Origin of the sequence: Actinoplanes sp. NPDC048791, assembly GCF_040650095.1 — a bacterium.
Lineage (GTDB): Bacteria > Actinomycetota > Actinomycetes > Mycobacteriales > Micromonosporaceae > Actinoplanes.
In genome coordinates this window covers 1-7170 of sequence record NZ_JBEZGQ010000402.1, presented here as the reverse complement: position 1 = coordinate 7170, position 7170 = coordinate 1, and the positions used below count along the sequence as shown (strand labels likewise).

The following is a 7170-nucleotide window of genomic DNA, read 5'->3' as shown; positions in this document are numbered from 1 at the left end:
AGGGTGAGCACCGCGGCGGCGACCTCGGCCGGCAGGCCCGGGACCAGGTCGGCGAGCAGGGTCCGGAGCGCCGCGTCGTCACGCGCGGCGTCCCGGCCGTACCGGAAGGCTTCTTGCACTATTGGTGCAATTACCATGCGACACAGTGTCGGCCGGTCCTCCCGGGCAGGCAAGACCGCTGATTTCATCGATGTGTCAAAAGTGTTGCCGATCAGGCCGGCTTGATCCAGTCGAAGGTGCGCTCGACGGCCCGCCGCCAGTTGTCGTACTCGCGGTCGCGGACGGCCGGGTCCATCGCCGGCATCCACTGGGCCGCGCGGTGCCAGTTGCGCCGCAGGTCCTCCAGGTCCGGCCAGTGCCCGACGGCCAGGCCGGCCGCGTACGCCGCCCCCAGCGACACCGTCTCACTGGCCAGCGGGCGGACCACCGGCACGTCCAGTACGTCCGCGATGAACTGCATGAGCAGATTGTCGGCGGTCATCCCACCGTCCACCTTGAGCGTGGTCATGGCCAGGCCGGAGTCGGCGTTCATCGCGTCGACCACCTCGCGGGTCTGCCAGGCGGTCGCCTCCAGCACCGCCCGGGCCAGGTGACCCTTGGTGATGTACGAGGTCAGCCCCACGATCACCCCACGCGCCTCGCTGCGCCAGTGCGGGGCGTACAGGCCGGAGAAGGCCGGGACGATGTAACAACCGCCGTTGTCGTCGACCGTGCGGGCCAGCGTCTCGATCTCGGGCGCGGTGGCGATCAGTTCGAGCTGGTCCCGGAACCACTGCACCAGCGAGCCGGTGATGGCGATCGAGCCTTCCAGGGCGTACTGGGCGGGTTCGCCGGCGAGCTGGTACGCGACCGTGCTGAGCAGCCCGTGCGTCGAGCGGACGAGTTCCGTACCGGTGTTGAGCAGGAGGAAGCTGCCGGTGCCGTACGTGCACTTGGCCTCGCCCGGGGTGAAGCAGGTCTGCCCGAACAGCGCCGCCTGCTGATCGCCCAGCGCCGCACCGATCCGCACCCCGGGGAACGCCGCGGTGGCCGTGCCGAACACCCCGACCGACGGGCGCACCTCGGGCAGCATGGCCCGCGGCACGCCGAAGAACTCGCACGCCTGCTCGGACCACTGCAGGGTGCGCACGTCGAGCAGCATGGTCCGGCTGGCGTTGGTCACGTCGGTGACGTGCAGCCCGCCGGTCAGGTTCCAGATCAGCCAGGTCTCCATCGTGCCGAACAGCACGTCCCCGCGTTCGGCGCGTTCCCGCAGGCCGGGGGTGTGGTTCAGGATCCAGTTGAGCCGCGGGCCGGAGAAGTAGGTGGCCAGCGGCAGCCCGCTGCGGTGCTGCACCTCGTCCGCCCCGGGCTCACCCAGCAGGGTGTTGACCAGGGTGTCGGTACGGGTGTCCTGCCAGACGACGGCCCGCCCGATCGGCACCCCGGTATGCCGGTCCCAGAGCACCGTGGTCTCCCGCTGGTTGGCGATGCCGACCGCCGCGACCTGCTCGGTGCTGATTCCGGCCCGGCTCAGGGCGAGCGGGGCCAGCCGTTCCACGTTGCGCCAGATCTCCGCCGCGTCGTGCTCGACCCAGCCGGGCCGCGGGAAGTACTGCTTGTGCTCCTGCTGGGCCAGGGAGACGAGCTGGCCGCGCCGGTCGAAGACGATGCACCGCGTCGACGTGGTGCCCTGGTCGATCGCGATGACATAACTCTCGGTCATGGTCCCTCCCCAGAAAATCAGTGCCGGGCGGCTCCGAGGTCCCGGGAGACCGCGCGGGCGGCGTCCCGGACGTAACCGACCAGTCGCGGGTGCGGCCGGTACCTGGTGTCGCAGATCCGTTCGACGAGCCCCGAGATGCCGATCGCGCCGACCACCAGGCCGCCGTACCCCCGGATCGGCGCGGCGATCGCCGCCTGGCCGAGGGTCAGCTCCTCGATCTCGGCCGCCCAGCCGGCCGCGCGCACCTCGTCGAGGGCGAGCGCCAGGTCGCGCGGGGCCACCACCGTGCGCCGGGTGAACTGCTCCAGCTCCCCCGGCGCCCCGGCCGACCGGTACGCGAGCAGCACCTTGCCCAGGGCGGTGGCGTGCAGCGGCAGCAGCGTGCCGATGTCCAGGGTCTGGAACGTGTCGTCGGGCCGGAACACGTGGTGTACGACCAGCACCCGCCCTTCGAGGACCGTGCCGATCCGGACGGCCTCCCCGCTGCGCGCGGCCAGCGGGTCGGCCCAGTTGATCGAGCGGGAACGTAGTTCGTTGATGTCCAGATAGCTGGTGCCCAGGTGCAGCAGGGCTGCGCCGAGCTGGTAGTGCCCGGACGCTTTGTCCTGTTCGACGAAGCCGACGACCTGCAGGGTGCGCAGGATGCCGTGGGTGGTGCCCTTGGCCAGATCGAGGGACCGGGCGATCTCGCCGAGGCCGAGGCGGCCCGTGCCTCCGGCGAGCATCCGCAGGATCGCGGCTGCTCGTTCGATGGACTGCACCGTCCCCGGCATGTTTCGGATGCTATGCCAATCCGTTACCGCGTGGTCACGTCCGACGTTCGACAATGCCGAACGGCGTTCATTGCCCGCCTCCATGCCCGTCCCTAGCGTCTGAGCACATCAGACCCTGGAGGGCACATGGCAGAACGTCTGAAGATCCCGGGACTACTCGGCGAATGCGCCGCCGAGTTCGCCGGGACCATGATCCTCATTCTCTTCGGCGTCGGCGTCGTCGCTCAGGTGGCGGGCGGCGGCATCGGCGACCACGACAGCATCGCCTGGGCGTGGGGGCTGGGCGTCATGCTCGGCGTCTACGTCGCGGGCCGGATCAGCGGCGCGCACCTCAACCCCGCCGTCACCATCGCGCTCGCGGTCTTCAAGGGCTTCGAGTGGCGCAAGGTGGCCCCGTACTCGCTCGCGCAGTTCCTCGGCGCCTTCGTCGCCGCCCTGCTGGTGCGGTGGAACTACACCGAGGTCCTGCACGCGGCCGACCCCGGACTGACCGTCAAGACCCAGGGCGTCTTCTCCACCCTGCCGGGCAACGGGACATTACCGGTCGGTGAGTGGGGTGCGCTGCGCGACCAGGTGATCGGCACCGCGATCCTGCTGTTCCTCATCCTGGCCATCACCGACGCGGCCGGCACCCCGCCGGCGGCCAACCTGGCGCCGTTCATCATCGGCCTGCTCGTCGTGGCCATCGGCATGGCCTGGGGCACCAACGCCGGCTACGCGATCAACCCCGCGCGTGACTTCGGACCGCGACTCGCCAGCTTCTTCACCGGCTACGGTGGCGCGTTCCGCGACCAGACGGGTTATCTGTACTTCTGGATCCCGATCGTCGGGCCCATCGTGGGCGGGATCCTCGGCGCCGGGCTCTACCAGGGCCTGGTCGGCCGGTTCCTGCCGTCCGCGGCCGCCCAGGAGCCGGGCGAGCTGCCGACCCCCAACCCCGAGCGTGTGGAGGCAAACCGTGGCTGATTTCGTCGGTGCCGTCGATCAGGGCACCACCAGCACCCGCTTCATGATCTTCGATCACGGCGGCAACGAGGTCGGCCGCCACCAGCTCGAGCACGAGCAGATCCTGCCGCAGGCCGGCTGGGTCGAGCACAACCCCATCGAGATCTGGGACCGGACGGTCTCGGTCATCCGTACCGCCATGCAGAAGGCCAACCTGCAGGCCAGCGACCTGGCCGCGCTGGGCATCACCAACCAGCGTGAGACCACCGTGGTCTGGGACCGGCGCACCGGGCGGCCCTACTACAACGCGATCGTCTGGCAGGACACCCGCACCGACCGGATCGCCTCGGCGCTGGACCGCGACGGGCGCGGCGACGTGATCCGCCGCAAGGCCGGGCTGCCGCCGGCGACGTACTTCTCCGGCGGCAAGATCCAGTGGATCCTGGAGAACGTCGACGGGGTCCGGGAAGCGGCCGAGCGCGGCGACGCCGTCTTCGGCAACACCGACAGCTGGCTGCTCTGGCACCTCACCGGCGGGGTCGACGGCGGCAACCACATCACCGACGTGACCAACGCCAGCCGGACCATGCTGATGAACCTGGAGACCCTGGACTGGGACGACGAGCTGCTGGGGTTCTTCAACATCCCGCGGCGGATGCTGCCGGAGATCCGGCCGTCGTCCGACCCGAACACCTACGGCATGGCCCACGCGCCGGGCCCGCTGGGCGGCGACGTCCCGCTCACCGGCGACCTGGGTGACCAGCAGGCGGCCATGTTCGGCCAGGTCTGCTTCGCGCCCGGCGAGGCCAAGAACACCTACGGTACGGGCAACTTCATGCTGCTCAACACCGGTACGGAGCTGGTCCGCTCGGACAACGGCCTGCTCACCACGGTCTGCTACAAGTTCGGCGACTCGGCCCCGGTCTACGCCCTGGAGGGCTCGATCGCGGTGACCGGCTCGGCCGTGCAGTGGCTGCGCGACCAGTTGCACATCATCAACTCGGCGGCCGAGAGCGAGACCCTGGCGTCGTCGGTGCCGGACAACGGTGGCGTGTCCTTCGTGCCGGCGTTCTCCGGGCTGTTCGCGCCGTACTGGCGCTCGGACGCACGTGGCGCGATCGTCGGGCTGTCCCGGTTCAACACCGACGCGCACATCGCCCGGGCCACCCTCGAGTCGATCTGCTACCAGAGCCGGGACGTGGTCGAGGCGATGGCGCAGGACTCGGGCGTGACGCTGGACGTGCTGAAGGTGGACGGCGGCATCACGGTCAACAACCTGTGCATGCAGATCCAGGCGGACGTGCTGGGCGTGCCGGTGAGCCGGCCGGTGGTCGCCGAGACCACCGCGCTGGGTGCCGCGTACGCCGCCGGGCTGGCGGTCGGCTTCTGGAAGAACACCGACGAGCTGCGCGAGAACTGGAACGAGTCGCAGCGCTGGCAGCCGGCCTGGTCCGACGAACAGCGGGAAAAGGGGTACGGCCAGTGGAAGAAGGCCGTCCAGCGCACTCTCGATTGGGTAGACGTTGACTGACACGACTCTCTCACCGGCCGGCCGGGACGCTGCACTGACCGCCCTGGCCGGCGACGAGGTCGACGTGCTCGTCGTGGGTGGCGGGGTGGTGGGCGCCGGCAGCGCCCTCGACGCCGCCACCCGCGGTCTTTCCGTCGGCCTGCTCGAGGCGCGCGACTTCGCCTCGGGCACGTCCAGCCGGTCCAGCAAGCTCATCCACGGCGGCCTGCGCTACCTGGAGATGCTGGACTTCGGGCTGGTCCGTGAGGCGCTGCGGGAACGCGGCCTCATCCTGACCCGGCTGGCGCCGCACCTGGCCCGGCCGGTGCCCTTCCTCTATCCGTTGCAGCACCGCGGCTGGGAGCGTCTGTACGCCGGCGCCGGGGTGCTGCTCTACGACACGATGGCCGCGGCGGCACCCGGCCTGCCCCGGCACCGGCACCTGTCGCGGCGTGGTGCGCTGCGGGCCTGCCCGGCGTTGCGCCGCGACGCGCTGGTCGGCGCGCTGCAGTACTACGACGCGCAGATCGACGACGCCCGGCACACCATGTTCCTGGCCCGGACGGCCGCCGCGTACGGCGCGCACGTCGCGTCGCGTACGGAGGTGGTCGGCTTCCTGCGCGAGGGTGAGCGGGTCACCGGCGTACGGGTGCACGACCTGGAGCACGACCGCACCTTCGAGGTACGCGCCCAGCAGGTGATCAACGCGACCGGGGTGTGGACCGACGACACCCAGGCCCTGGTCGGCGAGCGCGGCCAGTTCCACGTCCGCGCCTCCAAGGGGATCCACCTGGTGGTGCCCCGCGACCGGATCCAGTCGACCACCGGGCTGATCAGCCGTACGCCGACCAGCGTGCTGTTCATCATCCCGTGGGGCCGGCACTGGATCATCGGCACCACCGACACCGACTGGGCGCTGGACAAGGCCCACCCGGCGGCGTCGAGCACGGACATCGACTACCTGCTCGACCTGGTCAACAAGGTGCTCGCCACCCCGCTGACCCGTACCGACGTGCAGGGCGTCTACGCCGGGCTGCGCCCGCTGCTGTCCGGCGAGTCGGAGTCGACCTCGAAGCTGTCCCGCGAGCACACCGTGGCCAGCCCGACGCCGGGACTGGTCGTGGTGGCCGGCGGCAAGTACACGACGTACCGGGTGATGGGCCGCGACGCGGTCGACGCCGCGGTGCACGGGCTGGGCCGCTCGGTGCCGCGTTCCTGCACGGAACGGGTGCCGCTGCTGGGGGCGGAGGGCTACACCGCCCTGTGGAACCGCCGCCGGCTGCTGGCCGAGGAGTCCGGGCTGCACGTGGCCCGCATCGAGCACCTGCTGGGCCGCTACGGCTCGCTGGTGCACGAGATCCTGGAGCTGATCGCCGGCGACAAGGACCTGGCCCGGCCGGTCGAGGGCGCGGAGGACCACCTGCGCGCCGAGCTCGCGTACGCGGCCAGCCACGAGGGGGCCCGGCATCTGGAGGACGTGCTCACCCGGCGTACCCGGATCTCGATCGAGACCTTCGACCGCGGTCTGGCCGCGGCGCCGGTGGCGGCGGAGCTGATGGGTGCGGTGCTCGGCTGGTCCGAGGAGCAGCAGCACCGGGAGGTCGAGCACTACCGGCTCCGGGTGGAGGCCGAACGGGCCTCGCAGGAACAGCCCGACGACGAGACGGCGGACGCGGCCCGGCTGGGCGCCCCGGACGTCGTGCCCCTGCAGGTGCAGTGACGGGTAGTTGATTGACGGAGATGAATGGCCGGTCCTACAGTGCGCGACATGGGCGCATCCGCAGGACCGGCCGTTCCCCCGTCGACCCGCCGGCGGCTCGGGGCCGGCCTGGTCGCGCTGCTGGTCGTTGCGGCGCCCGCGCTGCTGCAGCCCGCACCGGCCGGGGCCGTGGCCGCCGCGCCGGTGCTGCTCAGTGACGACTTCGAGGACGGCGACGCCAACGGGTGGCGGACGACCGGCGGGCGCTGGGCGGTGGCCACGGACGGGACCGGCGTTCTGCAGCAGAGCGCGACGGACACCCGGGCACTCGCGCGGGCCGGCGAGGCGGCCTGGACGGACTACTCGGTCAGCACCCGGGTCAGGCAGCTCACCGGGGACACGGGGTCGTCCACCGCCGTGCTGGCCCGGATCCAGGGCGACGGCAGCCACTACTACCTGGCGAGCCGGGCCGACGACACGGTCGAGCTCGGCCGGGTGAGCGGCGGCCGGTCCACCCCGCTGGCGTCGGCGAGCTACC

5 protein-coding genes and 1 pseudogene are annotated in these 7170 nt (G+C 71.3%); 4 read left to right on the top strand and 2 right to left on the bottom strand.

Annotated features, from left to right (window positions below; translation table 11 throughout):
* Positions 1-211: 211 nt before the first annotated feature.
* Entirely contained in the window at positions 212-1705 is a 1494-nt protein-coding gene (gene glpK, locus AB0C29_RS25895) for a glycerol kinase GlpK (protein ID WP_360824982.1), read from the bottom strand.
* 17 nt (positions 1706-1722) lie between these two features.
* Positions 1723-2478, bottom strand: coding sequence for an IclR family transcriptional regulator (locus tag AB0C29_RS25890; protein WP_360824979.1), 756 nt, complete (start codon positions 2476-2478; stop codon positions 1723-1725).
* 126 nt (positions 2479-2604) lie between these two features.
* On the opposite strand from AB0C29_RS25890, the gene AB0C29_RS25885 reads away from it, so the two are divergent.
* The 4 genes and pseudogenes from AB0C29_RS25885 to AB0C29_RS25870 form a co-directional block, all read left to right on the top strand.
* Positions 2605-3444, top strand: coding sequence for an MIP/aquaporin family protein (locus tag AB0C29_RS25885; RefSeq protein ID WP_360824976.1), 840 nt, complete (start codon positions 2605-2607; stop codon positions 3442-3444).
* The gene (glpK, locus tag AB0C29_RS25880) at positions 3437-4954 is read left to right on the top strand and encodes a glycerol kinase GlpK (RefSeq protein ID WP_360824973.1); all 1518 of its coding nucleotides are present in this window, start codon (positions 3437-3439) and stop codon (positions 4952-4954) included. The genes AB0C29_RS25885 and glpK (AB0C29_RS25880) overlap by 8 nt, the downstream gene beginning before the upstream one ends.
* Entirely contained in the window at positions 4947-6653 is a 1707-nt protein-coding gene (locus AB0C29_RS25875; protein ID WP_360824970.1) for a glycerol-3-phosphate dehydrogenase/oxidase, read from the top strand. Before glpK (AB0C29_RS25880) ends, AB0C29_RS25875 begins: the two co-directional genes overlap by 8 nt.
* A 48-nt stretch (positions 6654-6701) precedes the next feature.
* Positions 6702-7170 (top strand): annotated as a pseudogene (locus AB0C29_RS25870) (hypothetical protein); the annotation flags it as partial.

Coding starts and splice junctions, on each gene's coding strand:
- AB0C29_RS25885 (WP_360824976.1), top strand. CDS start 2,605: ATGGCAGAACGTCTGAAGATCCCGGGACTACTCGGCGAATGCGCCGCC.
- glpK (WP_360824982.1), bottom strand. CDS start 1,705: ATGACCGAGAGTTATGTCATCGCGATCGACCAGGGCACCACGTCGACG.
- AB0C29_RS25890 (WP_360824979.1), bottom strand. CDS start 2,478: ATGCCGGGGACGGTGCAGTCCATCGAACGAGCAGCCGCGATCCTGCGG.